Source organism: Pseudoalteromonas sp. SR43-3, from assembly GCF_014163875.1.
In the GTDB taxonomy this organism is placed as follows: domain Bacteria; phylum Pseudomonadota; class Gammaproteobacteria; order Enterobacterales; family Alteromonadaceae; genus Pseudoalteromonas; species Pseudoalteromonas distincta.
The window spans coordinates 464,109-482,130 of the sequence record NZ_JACJEC010000001.1 but is presented as its reverse complement, the minus strand read 5'-3'; the positions used below and the strand labels follow the sequence as shown (position 1 = coordinate 482,130).

General features: G+C 37.2%; 14 protein-coding genes. 8 read left to right on the top strand and 6 right to left on the bottom strand.

Annotation, left to right across the window (positions count from 1 at the left end):
* Nucleotides 1–32: 32 nt before the first annotated feature.
* The 7 genes from H5088_RS02135 to H5088_RS02105 all read left to right on the top strand — a co-directional run bounded on the left by H5088_RS02135 (nucleotide 33) and on the right by H5088_RS02105 (nucleotide 8,675).
* The gene (locus tag H5088_RS02135) at nucleotides 33–2,552 is read left to right on the top strand and encodes a circularly permuted type 2 ATP-grasp protein (RefSeq protein WP_182752100.1); all 2,520 of its coding nucleotides are present in this window, start codon (nucleotides 33–35) and stop codon (nucleotides 2,550–2,552) included.
* Nucleotides 2,549–3,427 (top strand): transglutaminase family protein, encoded by an 879-nt coding sequence (locus H5088_RS02130; protein WP_182752099.1) that lies wholly within the window; start codon nucleotides 2,549–2,551, stop codon nucleotides 3,425–3,427. Before H5088_RS02135 ends, H5088_RS02130 begins: the two co-directional genes overlap by 4 nt.
* 46 nt (nucleotides 3,428–3,473) lie before the next feature.
* A complete protein-coding gene (locus tag H5088_RS02125) occupies nucleotides 3,474–4,928 on the top strand; it encodes a circularly permuted type 2 ATP-grasp protein (protein ID WP_024604870.1) in 1,455 nt (484 codons plus the stop codon).
* A gap of 1 nt (nucleotide 4,929) precedes the next feature.
* Nucleotides 4,930–5,862: an alpha-E domain-containing protein gene (locus tag H5088_RS02120; protein ID WP_007585221.1), complete on the top strand. Its 933-nt coding sequence runs from the start codon at nucleotides 4,930–4,932 to the stop codon at nucleotides 5,860–5,862.
* Nucleotides 5,863–5,985: 123 nt separating this feature from the next.
* Nucleotides 5,986–6,645 carry an MOSC domain-containing protein gene (locus tag H5088_RS02115; RefSeq protein WP_182752098.1) on the top strand — a complete coding sequence of 220 codons (660 nt, stop codon included), beginning with the start codon at nucleotides 5,986–5,988 and terminating at the stop codon, nucleotides 6,643–6,645.
* 129 nt (nucleotides 6,646–6,774) lie between these two features.
* Nucleotides 6,775–8,229 (top strand): ATP-binding protein, encoded by a 1,455-nt coding sequence (locus H5088_RS02110; RefSeq protein WP_182752097.1) that lies wholly within the window; start codon nucleotides 6,775–6,777, stop codon nucleotides 8,227–8,229.
* Nucleotides 8,226–8,675 (top strand): response regulator, encoded by a 450-nt coding sequence (locus tag H5088_RS02105; RefSeq protein WP_024596059.1) that lies wholly within the window; start codon nucleotides 8,226–8,228, stop codon nucleotides 8,673–8,675. Before H5088_RS02110 ends, H5088_RS02105 begins: the two co-directional genes overlap by 4 nt.
* Nucleotides 8,676–8,821: 146 nt before the next feature.
* Here H5088_RS02105 and H5088_RS02100 read toward each other — a convergent pair whose 3' ends face one another.
* From H5088_RS02100 to nirB, 6 genes are all read right to left on the bottom strand, one after another.
* Nucleotides 8,822–10,546, bottom strand: coding sequence for a GGDEF domain-containing response regulator (locus tag H5088_RS02100; RefSeq protein WP_182752096.1), 1,725 nt, complete (start codon nucleotides 10,544–10,546; stop codon nucleotides 8,822–8,824).
* A 58-nt stretch (nucleotides 10,547–10,604) separates the two neighbouring features.
* Nucleotides 10,605–11,798 (bottom strand): ATP-binding protein, encoded by a 1,194-nt coding sequence (locus H5088_RS02095; protein WP_182752095.1) that lies wholly within the window; start codon nucleotides 11,796–11,798, stop codon nucleotides 10,605–10,607.
* Nucleotides 11,799–12,073: 275 nt separating this feature from the next.
* The gene (locus tag H5088_RS02090; RefSeq protein ID WP_182752094.1) at nucleotides 12,074–13,336 is read right to left on the bottom strand and encodes a nitrate- and nitrite sensing domain-containing protein; all 1,263 of its coding nucleotides are present in this window, start codon (nucleotides 13,334–13,336) and stop codon (nucleotides 12,074–12,076) included.
* Nucleotides 13,337–13,610: 274 nt separating this feature from the next.
* The gene (gene cobA, locus H5088_RS02085; RefSeq protein WP_182695777.1) at nucleotides 13,611–14,474 is read right to left on the bottom strand and encodes a uroporphyrinogen-III C-methyltransferase; all 864 of its coding nucleotides are present in this window, start codon (nucleotides 14,472–14,474) and stop codon (nucleotides 13,611–13,613) included.
* Between the two features lie 9 nt (nucleotides 14,475–14,483).
* Nucleotides 14,484–14,837, bottom strand: coding sequence for a nitrite reductase small subunit NirD (gene nirD / locus H5088_RS02080; protein ID WP_008167772.1), 354 nt, complete (start codon nucleotides 14,835–14,837; stop codon nucleotides 14,484–14,486).
* Nucleotides 14,824–17,397 (bottom strand): nitrite reductase large subunit NirB, encoded by a 2,574-nt coding sequence (gene nirB, locus H5088_RS02075; protein WP_182752093.1) that lies wholly within the window; start codon nucleotides 17,395–17,397, stop codon nucleotides 14,824–14,826. Before nirB ends, nirD begins: the two co-directional genes overlap by 14 nt.
* 394 nt (nucleotides 17,398–17,791) lie before the next feature.
* Here nirB and H5088_RS02070 point away from each other — a divergent pair, with 394 nt between their 5' ends.
* Nucleotides 17,792–18,022, top strand: coding sequence for a hypothetical protein (locus tag H5088_RS02070; protein ID WP_182752129.1), 231 nt, complete (start codon nucleotides 17,792–17,794; stop codon nucleotides 18,020–18,022).

Here is an 18,022-nt window from a genome sequence, read left to right as displayed (position 1 = left end):
GGCTATTTACTATAAATTGGAGCAATTTCAGCTTGTATATTAACAATAACGCGATGCCGGAATTGCCTGAGTGGTTGTCTTTATACCTTGATAAATCACATGGACATGATGAACTAGCAAACCACAGTGGTTTAAACCCAGAACATTGGGATACTTTATTTAAGCGTTTAGCTAGCCTAACAGCAGATGATGTTAGTAGCCGCGCTACAGAAATTAGCCAATTACTACAAAATGGCAATATTAAAAATGAAAGTAATAAGCAATGGCACTTCGACCCGTTGCCTTTTATGTTATCAAAAGCTGATTGGGCGTTGCTCGAAGAGGGAATAAAACAAAGAACCCTTCTATTAAATAAAATTCAGCAAGATATTTACGGTGACCAAACTCTATTAGTTGATGGCCATATTCCTGCAAAGCAGCTTTTTCAAGACCCTAATTACTTACGCGAAGGTTTTAGTTTACCTAGTAACGAATTAACACTTTTTTTTACAGCATTAGATGTTTACCGCACGCCAACAGGCGAATTTAAAGTATTAAGCGATCATTGCCAGTGCCCGCTGGGCTTAGGGCTATTAATTAAAAGCCGTATTATTGCAAGGCGTGTAATGGCTGAAGAATTTGCAGAATGTAATGTTCAGCAAATTAAAGAGTTTTTAAACCTATTCCAAGAGGGTATTAATGAATATACCCACTATATGGATGACCCACGAATTGTAATCCTCACCCAAGGAATTGATGACCCTAACTACAACGAGCATGCATTCCTATCTACCTACTTTGGCTACACATTAGTACAAAGCGCCGACTTAACCGTACGTGGTGGTGACGTTTGTTTAAAATCATTACAAGGCTTGGGTAAAATTAATGTCATTTTACGCTGGGTTTCTGATCGTTGTATTGACTCTTTAGAGCAAACTGAATATTCACTTCATGGTATTCCGGGCTTATTACAATCGGTACGACAAGGGTCGGTTAAGGTTTTAAACCCGTTTGGTAGCGGTGTGCTCTCGTCACCTTCAATAAAGTGCAACTTAGAAAAGTTATCGCAGCAAATTTTAAAACAACCGCTGTTATTAGGTGAGCCAAATTATTTAAGTGTAAAAGAAGCGCAAGCCGTTGATTGGAATAACCTCGAACTACTATCTGCTATAGACCCTACACTCAAGTTAGATGGAGTGTTAGACGAGCAAGAAATAAAGCTACTTATTAGCAAAGAACCCGATAATTACTTTTTCCAAGAAAAACCTTCTTTTAGCAGTGCACCATTTTGGCATGACGGGCAATTAATCTCCAAGCCAGTGGTATTTAGATGTTATGCATTAACCACAGAAAATGGCGTAGAAGTACTTCCTTCAGCACTGTGTTTTTCGAACGAAAAAAGTAACAATCCGAGAATATCTGGTTGGATCAAAGATACATGGATAAATACAGCCGATAGAGTTGATTTAGGCGAGCATAATCCACCGGTACCAATTAGAAAAAGAATGGATGTAACGCTACTCGAAGGGGTTATTTCGAGCCGTACGGCTGAGCACCTTTTTTGGTTGGGTCGATACTTAGAACGCTGCGAAAACACGATACGTATTTTGCGTATTTTTATAGACAAGTACACCGAGTTTTCTGTTTACCCAGATTCAATACGAAAAAGTATAGTTGCACGGCTTTCTAATGCCATTAGGTCGCAATATATTGTTTATCCCTATATAGAACCTGATTTAAAACTAGATGGCATTGATGTAAATCTGTCTAAAGAAACCGCCTTTCAACTCCTTGCAGACGAGCAATGCGCTGGCAGTATTATTAATACATTAAAGTACATTGCAAATGCGTCGGTGCAAATTCAAGAATTACTATCTCATGATAGCCGCCGAATAATTGATGATATTAATGAGCAAATTAAAGTATTTAAAAATGTAAATATTAATATTCCAACGCGTGCAATGCAAAGCAGCCTAGATAGAGTTATAGGCTCAATTATGGCTTTTAATGGCTCGATTGCAGATTGTATGCCAAATAGTAATGGCTGGTTTTTACTCGAAATGGGTAGAAGAGTAGAGCGTAGCTTACAAATAACATCATTAAGTGCGGCTTTATTAACCAAAGAGTTAGACGAGCCCGAAGAGCTTGGCTTACTTGAAGCAGTACTAAGTTGCCAAGTTAGTTTAGTTACGCATAAGCGCCGATACAGAATGTATCAAACCATTGGTACAGGACTTGAGCTATTACTTTTAGATGCTGAATACCCACGTTCTTTATTATTTCAGTTAGAGGAAATTAATAAGTTGTGTAAGCATTTACCCACAAAACGCAGACAAGGTGTAATTGCGGCACACGAAAAAGCAATTTTACTATCTAAAACAAGTTGTTATGTAACTGAGAAAGATTACCTACAAAAAAGTGAAAATAGACAACGTAACCAGTTAATCGAATTTAACCATAATACGCGTATGAACTTAGATACATTTTGTGATGTATTATTACTACAGTATTTTTCTCATACCCAAACGGCAAATAAATTGAACTGGACTAATATTGAGCAAGCTCAATCGTGAAATATAAAATAAAGCACTCGACTACATACAACTATTCAGACTTTGTTAGTTTGTGTCAAAACCAAGCGCGATTAACGCCAAAAACGAATCGCGGGCAAATATGCCACAGTAGTCGTATAGAAATTGAACCTACTCCGACTTACTTACAAACATTTACTGATTATTTTAATAATCAGGTAACAGCGTTTGAAATAGCAATACAGCATAAAAAACTTAAAGTAACGATGATCAGCGAGGTAGAACTGTTAGTCGGCGCTAATAGCAATTTAGAGAGTGTTGATATTACTTGGCGAAAAGTACGTGATTTATTGGTTAAACCAAATACGGCAGAATTATTAAAAACGTCTGAATTTGTACTACCTTCACAACTTATTCCAATAGATAAAGGAATTAAGGAATACGCATTAATTTCGTTTGATGCACACAAAAATATAATTTCTGCGTGCACAGATTTAATGGCACGGATTTTTCATGAATTTCATTATGATCCTGGTTTTACAACAATTAGTACGCCTTTGAGCACTGTTTTTGCACAAAAAAGGGGCGTTTGCCAAGACTTTGCACACTTTGCGCTTGCATGCTTACGTAGCGTAGGGTTAGCAGGTCGATACGTAAGTGGGTACATAGAAACCATGCCGCCAGAAGGCGAAGAAAAGCTAGAAGGTGCAGATGCAACTCATGCATGGTTTGCGGTATTTGTGCCAAACTTTGGCTGGGTTGATTTTGATCCAACAAATAATGTTTTACCACGCGATCAGCATATTACTCTAGCCGTAGGGCGAGACTTTTCTGACGTAACTCCTTTAAAAGGAGTGGTATTTGGTGGCGGTAGTCAATTGCTTGATGTAGCGGTTGATATGATTCGAATGGAATAGCAGTTTAACTACGTCATATATGATGATGGATAAGGTGAAAGAGTGTATGAAAATTGATTGGAAAGCGTACCAAACAAAAGGTTTCTTTGATGAATTAATTGATGCACAAGGAAACGTTAGATCGCATGGAACACAATTAGCACAATTTTTTGCTAATTTATCAGCAGAAGAATTAGTAAAAGCCAGAGCGGTTGCTGATTTAGCAATTAAAGAAATGGGTATTACTTTCACGGTTTACAACGAAGGTAATATGATTGATAGAGCCTGGCCGTTTGATATTATTCCTCGAACTATTGGTAAAAAAGAATGGCAAAGCGTAGAGGTTGGTTTAAAGCAACGTGTTGAAGCGCTTAACCTTTTTATAGATGATTTATACCACGACCAAAAAATAATAAAAGATGGTGTTTTTCCAAAAGGGTTACTAGAAAAATCAGTTAACTTTCGCGAGCAATGCGTGGGAATAAACCCGCCAAATAAGATATGGGCGCATATTTGTGGCTCAGATTTAGTACGCGATGGTAGCGGTACAATGTATGTGCTTGAGGATAACCTGCGTGTTCCTTCTGGTGTATCTTATATGCTTGAAAATCGCTCTGTAATGAAGCGTGTATTCCCTGAATTATTTGAGCAAGTATCGATTTTACCTGTTGATGATTACCCTTCACAATTATTTGATATGCTAGCGGCAATGTCGCCTCGTCCACAAGATAAACCAGAAGTCGTGGTACTTACTCCTGGGGTATTTAACTCCGCTTATTTTGAGCATTGTTACCTTGCCCAAGAAATGGGTTGCGAACTGGTAGAAGGGCGCGATTTAGTTGTTGAAAAAGATGACTGTGTATACATGAGAACAATCACAGGGCTACAACGAGTTGATGTTATTTATCGTCGTATAGATGATTTATTTTTAGACCCAGAAGCCTTTTTACCAGAATCCCAACTTGGCGTTCCTGGATTAATGCGTGCTTGGTCTAAAGGTAATGTGGCTTTAGTTAATGCACCAGGCGCAGGTGTTGCTGATGACAAAGTAGTTTACGCCTATGTACCTGAGATGATTAAGTACTACTTAGGCGAGGAAGCTAAACTTGCTAATGTCCCAACGTTTAAATGTTTAGATCCGAAAGAATGCGACCATGTGATTAAAAATATCGATAAGCTTGTTGTTAAACCTGCAAATGAATCTGGCGGATATGGATTATTAATTGGTCCTAAATCGACTAAAAAAGAACAAGAAGCGTGTATTGCTCAAATTAAAGCGGACCCACGAAATTGGGTAGCTCAACCAACATTAGATTTATCAACAGTACCAACATTTGATGGTAATAAACCAGATGGTCGACATACCGATTTAAGACCGTTTATTTTATCATCAGGTAAAGATACGCAAGTTACCACTGGTGGATTAACGCGTGTTGCTATGGTTAAAGGCTCTTTGGTGGTTAATTCATCACAAGGTGGTGGCAGTAAAGATACTTGGATTGTTGACGAAGAGGCTAAATAATATGTTATCAAGAGTAGGCGAAACTTTATATTGGGTATCTCGATACATTGAGCGCGCGGAAAATGTGGCTCGTTTAATCAACGTTAACAATTTACTGATGATGGACTTACCCAAAGGCGTATGTACCGGTTGGGAGCCATTAATTGATATTATTGGTGTGCGTAAAGCGTATTCAGAAAACCATACTGATTTTACTGAACAAAAAGCATTAAGGTATTTACTTGTTGGTAGTGATAACAGCTCGTCAATTTTAAACTCAATCACTTCGGCACGAGAAAGCGCGCGTACAATTCGCGATGTAATACCGCGAGATGTATGGGAAGAAATTAACTCTCTTTATTATTATGTAAAAGATAATCAAAAAGAAGGGATAACAAAGCGCGGACGTTTTGATTATTTAAAAAAGATTATAGATTCAGCCCATCAAATATTTGGGGCGTTAGATGCCACAATTAATCATGATCAGGGCTATGTTTTTATCCGCTTTGGTTCGATTATAGAGCGCGCAGATATGACATCGCGAATTTTAGATATTCGCTCTGCTACGTTAATTACTAATGAAGAAGAAGTGAAGCCGTTTGATAATATTCAGTGGATCAGTTTATTGCGTTCGTTAAGTGCTTATCAAATGTATCGCCAAGAAATGGGCGTTAGAGTACAGCGTGCTGATGTAATAGAATTTGTGATGCACAGCAAAGTATTCCCACGATCTATTTTATTTTGTATGAATGAATTAAAAGCATTGGTTTTACCTTTGCCAAACTCAACAGAAATTATTAAATCAATTGATGATGCAATTGTTGAGTTAGAAAATAAAGACGTACGAGTACTTAAAAATGGTCTGTTGCATGACTTTATCGATGAAATACAAATAGACTTAGCTGGAATACATAACGGACTGGCCGAAACGTATTTTTTAAAACAAGCAGAATAATAAAAACTGTATATTGTTAAATGACTGCTTAGTCTTAAGCGGTCATTTTTTTGCTTAAATTTATTTATAATAATTTTAAAACCTGCATAATTAATCTTTACTTCCTCATCCGTTGGTATCGCAATGAAAATCATCTCGACTAATATCTCTAAAATTAAAACTCTTATTCATAATGGTAAAGAGGTGAAAACGGGAATATTCAAAACGCCAACTAACGAACCTGTTGTTATTGAAAAGCTAAATATTATAGGGGATGAGCAAGCTGATTTAGTTAATCACGGCGGGGTTGATAAAGCGGTTTACGCGTTTTCGCACAATCATTATGATTATTGGAAACAAACCCTCGAGAATGATGATTTGGCAGTAGGTGCCTTTGGCGAAAACTTCACGATTTCTGACCTTGATGAAGCGAATATACACATAGGTGACCATATTCGAATTGGTACTGCATTACTTGAAGTAAGCCAGCCTCGTGTGCCTTGTTTTAAATTAGCTATCGCCCTTAATAATAAAAACAGCCTTAAACTGTTTACGCAGCATTACTGCACTGGCGTGTATTTTAGGGTACTAGAGCAGGGCGCTGCAAAAACGGGTGATAGTGTTGTTATCGAGAAGAAAGCCTCGCACGACATATCAGTAAAAAAACTGTTCCAGGCTTTTTTTGATAAAAAATATCCAGATTATGAAAGTGTATTATTAGCAGCACTCGAATTGCCGGAGCTTGCTCTTGAGTGGCAAACTAAAATTAAAAAGAAGCTTTGTATTAAAAATGAACTAAGTTAAGCGTAAATTGTTATTTATAGAGGAGCTAGTAAAAAAGATAAAACCTGCTATACCTAATGTGATAAATACTATAATTATTATAGTGTTATTAAAAAACTGTTGGGTTAGTAGCTAAAATAGGTGTCGTATATGAATATCTCCAGAAAACTGATGCTTATTGTGATTTTAACAGCTGCAGAGGTAAGTATTACTGTTTACTCAGCTTTTGAAATAGCTAAAGGGGCCAAGTTTCACCAACTTAATTTTCTTCACTTAAAATATACTCATCAACTTACTAAGTCAGTTAAAAAAATAGAAAATGATCTCCCCATAGATATAAATACCATTGAGTCAGATATATTGTTAATTAGGCAGCAACCAATTGACTGTATTGAAGAAATAAATCCATTAAATTATGCTGTTATGAAATTTATTAACACAGAGCAAACTTTAACAATTTGTGAAAAAGATATAGAAATTGCGGATAAAACACTACTATCAGTTACTCAGTATGAAAAAGGTGAGCTCAGTAGAGCTGATTTTTTACTAAACCTTAATGTTGCACTTGTCAGCTTTAACAAACACTCTGAGATGTTTGAAGAACCAATCAGAAAAACAGTATCGTTTATACTAATGACGTTAATTCCACTTGTTATCGTCATATCTTTTTTTAATATTATTTTTATAAGTTACCTTTCTCGTACTATATCCAGCTCTATTCGAAATCTTACCCTGCTCTTATCAAGTAAACCCGAAAGCAATATTAACCTAGATGATGAGCTTGATATAAAAACGTCGGGTGAATTAAAAGCACTCGTTATTGCGGCCAGGCAGCGTATTAAAAATGATCTTTTAAATATTGAAAACAGTATTGAACTCAAAGAGATTATAAACAGCCAAACGGCGTCCCTGCAGCAAGCAAATGATGAACTTGCCCAGTTTGCTTATCGAGCTTCCCATGACCTGAAATCACCGCTGTCAGGGGCTAAATCCCTAGCGCATTTTGTTATTGAAGATATAAAAGCGGGAGACACAGAGGAGGCAAGCCGAAATGCACTGGTTATCTATCAGCAAATGGAAAAGTTGGAAACACTTGTTGTTGATATTTTACTATTAGCTAAAGCTGAAATTGGCAGTGAAGATAGATATGTAATTGATTTTAATCAGTTGATTATTGATATGAAAGAACGACTGTCTTGGCTCATGAAAGACAACCCTTGTAAGCTCGAGACAACAATTAATCTATCAGTACCTATAAAGTCAGAAAAAGCGCGTTTTGCTCAAATTATTGAAAACTTAATTTCAAACGGGTTGAAGTATTACGACAGAAATAAAGACTCCCCTTATGTCCGCTGTGATATTTTCAATGAGCAAGAGACGTTTTTTATTACTGTTACAGATAACGGAATGGGAATACCACAAAAGCATCAAGGTGAAGTGTTTGATATGTTTAAGCGATTTCATGCACAGACGAGTACGGGCTCTGGTTTAGGGATGGCGTTGGTTAAAAAACATATTGAGTACTTAAACGGTGAAATATCACTGCAAAGCTCTGATAAAGGCACAACATTTAAAATAGTAATACCATTGGATAAGCTAATATGACAAAAATTAAACCCCCTATATTAATTGTCGATGACAACGAAGTTGACCGGTATATTCTTAAAAGGCTAATAAAAGAAGCCAAGTTAGATCTTACAATTTTTGAAAAAAAAGATGGTCAAGAAGCATTAGAATTTTTAGAAAATTATGAATCTAATAGAATAAAGTACCCTGATGGATTTCCTCCAATTCTTATATTTTTAGACATTAATATGCCAAAAGTTAATGGCATTCAATTTTTAGAGAAGTTCTCTAAACTCAGAAAAATGATAGAGATAAGCTCGTGTGTAGTTATGATGTTTAGCTCATCTGAAAGAGAAGAAGAAAAAAAGATTATAATGTCACACGACTTTGTAAAAGGTTACCTTGTAAAAGGAAGTTTTCAGGCGGCAGAGTTAAAAGAAAAAGTCATGGCTGTTATTGGTCAGCATTTAGATAAATACAGCTGATGTGCATGTATTTTAAGTTTTAACCTATTAGGCTGTGCCAATTGAAGAGCCTTTAGTTTGAGTATGTGGCTCAAACCAAAGGTTTTTAGCTTAAAGTTATATAGGTGTCTGATTTAAGCTTCAATTTTACAGAGGCTCAAAATAACCTATTTATTTAAGGATGATTTTTTACAATAGTCATCGAGTATCAAGTTAATCTCGTTTGCAGGCATAGGTTTTGAAAATAGAAAACCTTGCAAGTAGTCTATGTTTAGTTTTTTACATAGCTGATATTGGGCTTTCGTTTCGATTCCTTCAGCTACCACAAAAAAATCTAATTTTTTTAGCATTAAAGATAAACTCTCGATTATTTTTAATCGCTTATTATTTTCTCCATCCAACGACTGCATGCTTTTGTCTAATTTTACTATATCAATAGGGTAAGATATTAGATGAGATATGGATGAGTACCCCATACCAAAATCGTCCAAAGCAATCCTAAATCCCTTGTTAGACAAAGAAGTTAATATCTCAATCACTTCTTTACTATTTTCCATAAAAGCTGTTTCTGTTATTTCAAGAATAATACTGCTGGTATTTAAGTTGTATTTTTTGACTGTCTCTAATAAATAGGTCTCTAAAATCTCTTTTTGTAGCTGAATAGGTGAAATATTAATAGATAGTGTTAACGGCGTTTCATAGCTTTGCTGCCATAAAGATAACTGCTCTAAAGCGGTCATTATTATCCATTTTCCAAGCGGATCAATTAAACGACACTCTTCAGCAATAGGAATAAACTCATCAGGGGTATAATGAATGGTTGTATTTGGCCAACGGATCAGTGCTTCGACACCTGTCATTATTTGTGTTTTAGAACAGTAAACAGGTTGATAAAATAATCTAAAGCTTTTTTCTTCTATGTGCTCTTTTATACTATTTTGAATATCTACCCGGCGACTAAATTCGTACTGATATTGCTCTTTGTAAAAGCTAATTCTACTTTTACCACTTTGCTTTGAGCGATACATTGCAATGTCAGCACATTTTAGCAGTTCATGCGATTCAGTCGCATCGTTTGGGTATAAAGCACTTCCTATACTAACACTGCAATTTAAAGTTCTACCTTCATGCAAAAAGGGTTTAGACACTTCAGCTAGTATTCTATTTGCTATCATACCTATTTGATTAATATTGCAAATTCCACCTATTATAACTGCAAATTCATCGCCTCCTAAGCGTGCAAATCCTTCATTTTGTCTCAGGCAACTATGAATCCTTTCTACTGTTTGTATTAAAATTTCGTCGCCGACACTATGCCCAAGCGTATCATTAATATTTTTAAAGTTATCTAAATCTAAAGCAAGTAACGCCACGCAGTTTTTAGCACGTTTATTGTTAGCTATCATTACTTTTAGTATTTCTTCAAAATGATATCGATTAGACAAACCAGTAAGCTGATCCCGTTCTGCCATATGCTTTACAGCAAGATAACTGTTGTGCATACGTTGTTCTGCCTCGAAGCGTTTTTTGGCATATATAAGTGCTTTATTTAAACTATCCCTCGTTATATCACCTTTTGGTAAAAAGTCTTGAGCGCCTGCTTCTATACACTCAATAGCCAAAGCTGAGTTCTCTGAGGAGCTAATCATGATAATTGCGGTGTTACCGAGTTTAGGCTTTGCACGCATTTCAATTAGCATTTCAATGCCATCTTCTTTAGGCATATTATAATCGAGTAGTATTATATCAAAGTGCGTGTCTTCAATGGCTTTCAAGCCCTCGGGTACGCACGTTACTTCGGTAATGTCATGATGATGAGAGCCATCAGAAATAAGCATTTTTTTAATTAATTTGCGATCAACTAAGTCATCATCAACAATTAAAATATTCATAAGTTCCTTCTAAGAGCAGCATCTACATGATGCTCGTTTATAATTGATAATTTCATAGTTAAACTTTGGGCCAAAAAATAGTGAATGTACTGCCGAGTTCCCCATCGGAGGCTACTTCAATTTTGCCCCCATAATTAATAATGAGCTTATTGGCAATACAGAGTCCGATGCCGCTCCCTTCAACGTCATCTCGAGATTGTAATGTCTGAAATAACTTAAATATGAGTGAAAAATACTTAGGGTCAATTCCTGGGCCATTATCTTTTATTTCAATAATGTAATATTGATTAGAGGGGATAAGTGAAATGTCGATAACCGAGTGCTCTTTATTGTTATGTTTTATTGCATTACTAATAAGATTTTGAAAAACAGTTTTAAAAGGGATCAGTGGTATATCGAGTACTTCGTTATTGGCGTGTATATCAACAGTGACAGCTTGTGGAACTTCTAAAATTTTTTCTATATCTTGGTAAAGACTTTCTAAAGATATGTTTGCACGAGTTGAATCACAGCTATTTATTCTCGAGTAGCTTAGTAAATCTTCTAGGAGTACTTGCATTCTATTAGCTCTGCTGAACACAAGCTGAAAATTTTCTAGGTGCTCTTGAGGGAGTAAATCTTTGCAATCATCATAAACCCATTCTAATAAACGTTTTATAGCATTTAATGGTGACTTGAGATCGTGTGAAGCAATACTAGTAAATTCATCAAGTTCATCGCTCATTTTTTGTAATTTTTTAATTAAGCGATCTTTTTCAGTTTCGTCTTTTTTGTTTTGCTCGCAAATTGTTGAATTATACTTAGCACTGTTTATTTTATCTAATAAGTTTTTACGTTGGACTAACTGATTTACAAAGTTTTTTTGTAAACTATTTAAAATTGATTTTTCTTTTTCTGTAAGTAGTGAATCACTTGCTCGCTCGAATACCAACCATCCAAACTTAAGGTTTGAGGGCAATATAATAGGCGATATAACTCTAAATATTTTAAGGTCATGCTCAATAATCGATTCATTAAAAATATCATCAGCTAGTTGCTCTTTAGCTACTGCTATTTCTGAACCTGATTTATATAGCTCAACGACACCTGAAGGCTGATTAGCAACAATAGAAAATGAGCTCGCATCAAAAATGTTTAAAATTAGCTCAGCAATGTTTTTTATGTTTGTTTGAATGTCATTATCAAGAGAAGTTGTTAATTGCTGCTCATCTATTAATGATACACCTTCTATATAACTCTCTACATTGGGCATTCAAACTCCTACAACAGTATTAAATATGCCTCATTAAAATGAGATGCAACAAATGATTAACTTATTGTAGTTGATTATTTTGAATGCGTTGAATAATTTGCATTATAAATAGACTTCAAATTAGGGTTTTACCTTATTATAGTCAGCAGGTTATGAATCAATTTTAAAATAAGGCAAAACTCAATATGGGTGTGAAATTTGTAACTTAATAAATAACTATTATTTAGGGTAGTGGTATTACTAAAGATCAACATGCCCAAGTAAAAACAGCATATTTAATCGCTCATTTGTACAATTGTTTGCGCTACGCTAAATAAGGTTTTATGCGTATCCATTGCTTGTTTTTGTAGCTGTTTATGGGCTTGCTCTTCGGTGAGCTTTAACTGCTCAATAAGTATGTACTTGGCTTGGTGAATTACCTTTTGCTCACTAATAACTTTTTTAGCGTCAAGTAACGCTTGGTTTATTTGTTTTATATGCTGGCTTTGCTCGATAATTAAATCATACATAGTTTTATTACTGTTGAGCTTATCGGCCGCTATATTTTGGTTTACTTCTGGCTCTGGTTGCTTAATGGCTAATTGGCCAAAAGTAGGGGCTATGTGTTGCTCTGCCATATTGTTAAGTACTTGCTTATTTGTATTTAAACTACGTTGAGCACAGGCTATTTGCATTGCTGCAGTATCAATTAATTGATCTGCTATATTTTGTTCAATTTTGTGCATTATATCTATGCGCGTAGTGGTTACTTCGTACCATACTTCGCTTAGTTGCGAGAGCGGTTGAGCATTCTCGTCATCGAGTTTTTGCAGTAAACTTCTAAGTTGCTCTACCTGATTATTAACCTGATGTGTTGTTAACGTGGCAAAGCATTTTAAAAGGTGCGCATCGGCGTACTCATTAAAAAAGTCAAAGCTGTGGTTTTGCTCTTGTACGAAATGCGCGAGTTGTTGTTTTTGCTCAGTGGTAAATTTACTCGCTGCAAATGCTTGTGCACCACAGGCGCGCTCTTGTCCTGCGTACTCTTTACCTTGCATAAAATTGAAAAATGCGACTAACAAACGCGTTATTTTAGGATCGCTTGCGCCATCTGCTGCCTCTAAAATAATATTGAGTAAACTAGCAATTAACTGCGTGAACGACTGCGTAGCATGCACTGCACTAATGTTTTGTTGTGCTATTTGATTGCGTAATTCGGGCAATGCGTCAAGTGTTTGCAGGCTATAGGTAATTAAATTAAATAACCGAGTATGACCAGTATCGGCGTTGTCGTTTATAAATGTTTGTTTAAGAGAATCATAAAATGCAGTTTGTGCGCTGCTGCTTAAAGGAATTTGTTCTTGTAATTTGGTTTTAAATCGCTCGCGATTTGAGGCCAAAAATATATTACTCATTGCACGTTCTTTTTGTAACTGATGTACAAAATCGCCTAACTTAGTAAGCGAGGCACAACTGTTTTGTAATTGCTTTAGCGCGTGTATTTCTTGATACTTAGCCGCTAATAAAAACTGTTTTGTGAGAGGATTGCTTGTCGCCATTGGTATTATTCCACACTTTTTTGTTTTTAAAGTGCAACCACTGTTCCAATCATTAATAAATTTCATCATTGAATTTAAAATCAAGCTAATACAATTGCTTAAAGTGTTATTTTTGTTTTTCACTTTGTTTCTATAATTTAACTTACCATTACTTTTAACTTATTTGGTGCATTTAAGTATGTTGTTGCACACAACTTGAACCCAAATTAAAAACAAAAAAAGCGCCTACTCCTGGGGAGGTAGTAAGCGCGAAAAGTGCATTATTCATTTTACGTCATGCGTTAACATTTACACTGTTTAGTAACTCAGGACTAATAGCCATTTTATGATTTATTACTTCACCAATCATAATTAGGGTAGGGCCTTGAAGGTTGTGTTTAGCATGCTCATTTACTATTTTCTCAAGCGTACTGGTAATTACTTTTTGCTTAGTAGTAGTGGCATTCTCTATTAGTGCGATGGGTGTATTACTTGGCCAGCCCACTGATTGCAAACCGCAGCTTAGCGTTTGTAAGCGCGAAAGCCCCATATAAACCACTAAAGTGGGGTTGTTGTTTGCAGGCATAAACGCGTAATTTTGCCAATGAGGTTGCTTGTTAGGATCGGCAAACTGCGCTGTTAAAAATGTAACACTACGCGCTACATCGCGTGCAGTGAGCGGAATACCCGTATAAGCGGACGTAGCACAAGCCGTTGTCACACCCGGAACAATAGCAAAATTAATATTATGCTCACTAAGCGCATCGGCTTCTTCGTTAATACGTGCAAATATACTCGGATCGCCGCCTTTTAAACGCACTACGTTTAAGCCTTGTTGTGCGTATTTAACCAGTAGTTCGCAAATGTTAGCTTGGGTCATCGAATGTTTACCCGCACGTTTACCTACAAATACTCGCTGTGCTTTTTTAGGAAGCGTTTTTAATAAATCATCGCTTACTAACCAATCGTATAAAACAACATCGGCGGTATTAATTAAACGCTGCGCTTTTACTGTAATTAGCTCTGCGTCTCCTGGGCCCGCACCAATTATATAAACGTTGCCGCTTTTGACGCTGCGACTATTTGAGCTTGTTAGCTTAGTAACAAGCTTATTTAGCCACACGTTTTCAATACCCGAAAAATAAGACAGTACACTCATACTATTCCCTTAAGCCACTGCTGTTGTAACTTTTGGTTCAGCGCTTATAAATACACTGCCGTCTTCAATTTTTGCATTAAAAACCGGTAGGTGTATTGCTTCTGCTTCTAAACATTCGCCTGTTTCTAGGCAAAAGTGTTGCTTATATAAAGGCGATGCGACAACTAATTTATTGTCGATTGAGCCAATAATGCCACGCGACAATACATTGGCTTTGCCAATCGGGTCGTAGTTACTAATAGCAAACACAGCCGTTGGATTTTGTGGAATGTAAAAAATAGCCACTTGCTGATTATTAACTAATGCGCATACGCCGCTATTAGCCACTAGGTTGTCGATTGTTCCAATATTATGCCAAGACATCAGCTTGCTCCTGTTCAACTTCCATTACTGGAATACGGTTTTGTGTATTACGTTGCTCACGCTTTTCGGCTTCTGTAGCAGGGCGTATTTGGTTACGCTCTTGTACAAATAAAATGTTATCGTCGGTTTCGGGGCTATTAACAAACTGGCGGAATCGTTTGGCAGCATATGGGCTTTCAATCGCTTTTTTCCATTCACACGCATAGGTTTGTGTAATTAATTCCATTTGCGCTTCTAGCTCGTCGCAAATGCCTAAGCTGTCGTCAATTACTACGCTTTTAAGGTAGTCTAAACCGCCTTCAAGGTTTTCCATCCATACCGACGTACGCTGTAATTTGTCAGCCGTTTTAATGTAAAACATAATTACGCGGTCAATGTATTTAATAAGAGTAGGTGTGTCTAAATCGGTCGCAAATAAATCAGCATGGCGAGGGCGCATACCGCCATTACCACACACGTATAAGTTCCAGCCGTTTTCGGTGGCTATAATGCCAATATCTTTACTTTGTGCTTCGGCGCATTCGCGGGTACAACCCGATACCGCCATTTTAAATTTATGCGGTGCACGTAACCCTTTGTAGCGGTTTTCAATTTCAATTGCGTGTCCAACGCTGTCTTGCACACCATAACGACACCACGTACTACCTACACACGATTTAACAGTTCTAAGAGACTTACCATAGGCATGACCGGTCTCAAATCCGGCTTCTATAAGTCGCTCCCAAATAACAGGAAGCTCTTCTAAGCGCGCACCAAATAAATCAATACGTTGACCGCCAGTTACTTTGCAGTACAGGTTAAAATCTTTGGCTACTTGTCCAATTACAATGAGTTTGTCGGGCGTTATTTCGCCACCCGCAATACGCGGTACCACAGAGTACGAGCCATCTTTTTGCATATTTGCTAGGTACGTATCGTTAGTGTCTTGTAAGCCAACATGAGCGGGCTCTAAAATGAAGTCGTTCCATGTTGAAGCTAAAATAGAGGCAATGGCAGGTTTACATATTTCACAGCCATGACCGCTACCGTGTTTAGTTAGTAAGTCATCAAAGCTTTTAATGCTTTCTACTTTTACCATGTGCAGTAGTTCTTGGCGTGAATACGCAAAGTGCTCACATACATGGTTGTTTACTTCAACACCGCGGCTTGCTAATTCGTTATCAACAACTGACTTTAATAACGCTGCACAACCACCACAGCCACTTGCTGCTTTAGTACATGATTTTACTGAGGCTAAATCGCATGAGCCGCCATCAATGGCACCTACAATGTCGCCTTTACTCACATTGTGACACGAACAAATAGTGGCTGTGTCGGGTAGGGCACTGCCCGATAACGACGGCGCGCCGCCGCTATCTGGTAAAATTAAACACTCAGGGTTTTCAGGTAAGTCCATGTCGTTAAGCATGTACTGCAATAAAGTATCGTAATCGCTGGTATCGCCAACAAGTACAGCGCCCAGTAATTTATCGCCTTTTTCACTTAGTATGATTTTTTTATAACAGCCGCGAATAGCGTCTTGGTATATAAGCTCTTTACAGTCAGGCGTTTTTGCATGAGCGTCGCCAATTGAGCCTACTTCTACGCCTAACAACTTAAGTTTAGTGCTCATGTCGGCACCTAAAAACTCAAGCTCGCCACCACTTAATTGGCTCGCTGCAACGCGCGCCATGTTGTAACCCGGTGCGACTAAGCCAAATAGTCTTTTGTCCCACAGGGCGCATTCCCCAATGGCTAAAATATCAGGATCAGATGTTTGGCATTGGTTATTAATAATAATACCGCCGCGCTCACCGAGTTCTAAATCAGCAATTTTGCCGAGTTGGTCATACGGGCGAATACCAGCAGAAAACAAAATTAGGTCTGTTTCTAAAAATGACTCATCCGAAAAATTTAATCTAAAGCGACTGGTTTCGCCTTTTACTATTTCACTGGTTGCCTTTGATGTGTGTACCGTTACGCCAAGTTCTTCTATTTTATTTTTTAGAAGCGTACCGCCTTGTCCATCAAGCTGAACAGCCATAAGCTGCGGTGCAAATTCAACTACGTGGGTATCAAGTCCTAGTTGCTTAATCGCATTTGCGGCTTCAAGCCCTAACAAACCACCGCCAATAACTACACCACTTTTACTTACAGCTGCACTGGCTTTTATTTGTTCTAAATCTTCTAATGTGCGATACACCAAACAATGGGGTTGGTCGTTACCTTTTATAGGCGGCACAAATGGGAACGAACCTGTAGCGAGTATAAGTTTGTCGTACGGGTATTGCTCACCGGTTAATGTGGTCACTATTTTTGCTGATCTATCAATGTCTTCAACCCACTGGCTGGTATGCACATTAATATTTAGTTGTTTATAGTTGTCGTGAGTGGTAAGTGCTAAATCGGCGGCTGTTTTGCCATCAAATACACTTGATAAATACACGCGATCGTATGCAAGATTTGCTTCTCCGCAAAGTACGGTAATGTCTGCGTTGGCATCGCTTTGGCGCATTTGCTCAACAAAGTGGTGTCCGACCATACCATTACCAATAATGAGTATTTTTTGCGAGGTTTGCATATGGCATTCCTTAAAGTGACGGTTTAAATACAAATAACAAAAAAGCCCGCCACAAATACGCATTAAGCATAATTGTGTGCGGGCTTCTTTGCCGATGGTTGCTAATAGCTATAGTGCCAACAACCTAAATTTTTGCCGTAAATAAAACTGGCTTGTTAATAGAGTGTTTGCAAAAACATAGCCAGTTTTTTAAGTTGTTGTTTAAATAGTATTTAATGTTTTTTTAGAGTGAATGAAAAACCCGTTTTGACATATGTTGGTGCGCGCCTGGCACTAAGAGGGTGCAAGTATTGTCATTGTATTGTGCATTATCAGTCAATAAAACACCCATTATCATTCATTGTGTATTGAGTTAAATTTAGCCCATAAAATACGCACACGAATTACAAGCAAAATGATAAACACAAATTCAATAGATGATTCCCCTTTTCACGAAGGCAAGTTGGCAATACAAGACAAACTCGGTAAACGAAAAATAATGGCAACATTTAGCAAACGTGGCGTGCGCTCATTTATGCCAGAGCAGCATAGAAAGTTTGTGGCTCAAAAGGTTACGTCGTTTATTCAGTTTTTATTTGAAAAGTTTGAAGCTAAGCCAAAAACAAAAAAGCCTAAAATCAGTTAA

Bases quoted from the DNA above. Each gene is read 5' to 3' on its own strand.
- H5088_RS02120 (WP_007585221.1), top strand. From the start codon at position 4,930: ATGTTATCAAGAGTAGGCGAAACTTTATATTGGGTATCTCGATACATT.
- H5088_RS02070 (WP_182752129.1), top strand. From the start codon at position 17,792: ATGATAAACACAAATTCAATAGATGATTCCCCTTTTCACGAAGGCAAG.
- nirB (WP_182752093.1), bottom strand. From the start codon at position 17,397: ATGCAAACCTCGCAAAAAATACTCATTATTGGTAATGGTATGGTCGGA.
- H5088_RS02100 (WP_182752096.1), bottom strand. From the start codon at position 10,546: ATGAATATTTTAATTGTTGATGATGACTTAGTTGATCGCAAATTAATT.
- H5088_RS02105 (WP_024596059.1), top strand. From the start codon at position 8,226: ATGACAAAAATTAAACCCCCTATATTAATTGTCGATGACAACGAAGTT.
- H5088_RS02115 (WP_182752098.1), top strand. From the start codon at position 5,986: ATGAAAATCATCTCGACTAATATCTCTAAAATTAAAACTCTTATTCAT.
- H5088_RS02095 (WP_182752095.1), bottom strand. From the start codon at position 11,798: ATGCCCAATGTAGAGAGTTATATAGAAGGTGTATCATTAATAGATGAG.
- cobA (WP_182695777.1), bottom strand. From the start codon at position 14,474: ATGAGTGTACTGTCTTATTTTTCGGGTATTGAAAACGTGTGGCTAAAT.
- H5088_RS02125 (WP_024604870.1), top strand. From the start codon at position 3,474: ATGAAAATTGATTGGAAAGCGTACCAAACAAAAGGTTTCTTTGATGAA.
- H5088_RS02090 (WP_182752094.1), bottom strand. From the start codon at position 13,336: ATGGCGACAAGCAATCCTCTCACAAAACAGTTTTTATTAGCGGCTAAG.
- H5088_RS02110 (WP_182752097.1), top strand. From the start codon at position 6,775: ATGAATATCTCCAGAAAACTGATGCTTATTGTGATTTTAACAGCTGCA.
- nirD (WP_008167772.1), bottom strand. From the start codon at position 14,837: ATGTCTTGGCATAATATTGGAACAATCGACAACCTAGTGGCTAATAGC.